This window comes from Candidatus Aminicenantes bacterium (genome assembly GCA_026393795.1).
In the GTDB taxonomy this organism is placed as follows: domain Bacteria; phylum Acidobacteriota; class Aminicenantia; order UBA2199; family UBA2199; genus UBA2199.
The window spans coordinates 1-1948 of sequence record JAPKZL010000016.1 but is presented as its reverse complement, the minus strand read 5'-3'; the positions used below and the strand labels follow the sequence as shown (position 1 = coordinate 1948).

The 1948-nt window shown below is 55.4% G+C and carries 1 protein-coding gene; it reads right to left on the bottom strand.

The annotated features are described in order from the left end of the window. Positions 1–71: 71 nt before the first annotated feature. Positions 72–1844 (bottom strand): helix-turn-helix domain-containing protein, encoded by a 1773-nt coding sequence (locus NTW95_00810; protein MCX6555967.1) that lies wholly within the window; start codon positions 1842–1844, stop codon positions 72–74. Positions 1845–1948: the final 104 nt, after the last annotated feature.

Sequence of the window (1948 nt, the reverse complement as noted above, 5' to 3'; positions counted from 1 at the left end):
ATCATGAATCAATACCCTTTTTATTGTATCTCAAGCCGCAGGCGGAACTCGGAAGGGCTAAAGCCGGTATATTATTTGAAAGCGGCGTTAAAGACCGACAAGGAGTTGAAACCGCTTTCAAAAGCTATCTTCAGCAGCTTGTCGTCCCGGGTTTTAGCGTCAGACAGTCTGGCGATCGCTGCCCGGATGCGATAGGAATTGATGAAATCGTTGAAATTCTGCCCAAAACACTCGTTGATTGTTTGCGAGAGGTGTTTGCCCGTAATGGCGAGCTTATCGGCCAAGATGGCCAGGGTAAGTTCGGGATTGAGGTGAGGCTTTTCACTGTGCATGCATTCTTCAAGTTTTTTCTTATAGGCTGCCGCCTGGGCTGAATCCAGGTTGGATAAGCGATATCTGGCCTCCCCTTTCCCGGATTTGCTACGCTGCAAGCGCTTGGCAACGATACCCACTCCCAGGAATCCTGCTAAAAGAAAAACGGCTACCCCGTACCAATGTGAAAAAAGCTTGGCTTTTGGCAGAATGACGAGCAGGGATGTTGACAAAGCACCTTTGCCGAGCCTGCCATTGAGCATGGGCAGAAGGCGAAAAAAATAACGGCCAGGTGGCAGGTCGTTGTAGACCACGGAGCGGCCATTGGTCAGGTGCCATTCTGTGTCGATACCCTGCAGCCGGTATTTAAAACCCACCCGCTGGGGAGCGGAGAAAAAGGGGGCGGTAAAAAAGATTTCGAGGCGCCGGGTCCCGGCGGGCAATTCATGCATTTGCCCTGGGGTGAAAATACGCCCATCGGCCGCGCCCCCCTCGATCAGTGCCGCAAGGGTGAAGCGTTCACGGAGCGCCTCCTGCGGCCTGATGGTTACCACGCCGTTCTGGGTGGAAAACCAGAGCCGGCCAGCAGCGCCTCTCCAGACCGTTGGCTGGAAACCGCCGCTGCAAACCGTGCTTTTCATGCCTTCGGCTTCACCGAAAAAACAGACCGGCAGGGTTATTTTTCCTGAAACAGGAGCCATGGCCAAAGCTCCGGCTTCAATGCAGCCCAGGCCTTTATTGGTGCTCAGCCACAAGCGGTGATCATTGTCAGCCACCATGCCGAAAACCTGAATGTCGGAAGGAGCATTGCTGAATTGGCAGGGAATGAACCTGGCGCCGCCTTGACGGAACAGGCCGTTTTCGGTTCCGGCCCAGAGCGTTCCATCGGGATGGGGATAGACGGCGAAAACCATCCGCCCCTCCAGGCCGCAGCGGGCGTCAAAATTCTCCCATTTGCCCCTGAAAAAAGTAAAAAGGCTCGGCCCCAGAGCTCCTCCGATGAGCTGCCCTTGAGCGTCGAATGCCAGTGAAAATACAGGTCTGGCCAGCGGCCCGGTATGGGCAAGAGATTCGATCCGTCCTCGCCGGAAAACGAATAGTCCTGCCGAAGTGCCTATCCAGATCGTTCCATCCGGGTCCTGCGCCAGGGATAAGATTGAATCGGCCACAAGGCCGTCCTCCTCTTTAAAAACCTTAGTTTTATTTTTGGCCAATAAAAAGAGGCCGCTCCCCGACGTGCCGATCCACAGACGCTTCTGGCTGTCCTCCAGGAGCGCGTAAACAGAAATCGCCCCGCCCTTGGGCAGAAGGGGAAAAGGCCGCCATGATGAACCGTCAAAGCGATTCAACCCATGGCCTTTGGTACCAGCCCAAACATTTCCCGCACTGTCCTGCTGAATCGCCAGGATACGATTGCCGCTCATTCCCTGGGCCGTGGTATAAACCACCAGGGGACTCGCCTGCAGGATATTGAGCCCTCCGGCCGAGGTGCCGAGCCACAGATTATCTTCGCGATCGCAATACAGGGCCATCAGCGATTGATCGGTGAGGAGGGATCCGGCCGCAATCCTTTGCGGCCGGCCGGAGTGGAGAAAAAAGAGACGCTGTGCTGCTCCTTCTGCGGGAAGTCGCAGAA

Coding starts and splice junctions, on each gene's coding strand:
- NTW95_00810 (MCX6555967.1), bottom strand. CDS start 1,844: ATGGCCCTGTATTGCGATCGCGAAGATAATCTGTGGCTCGGCACCTCG.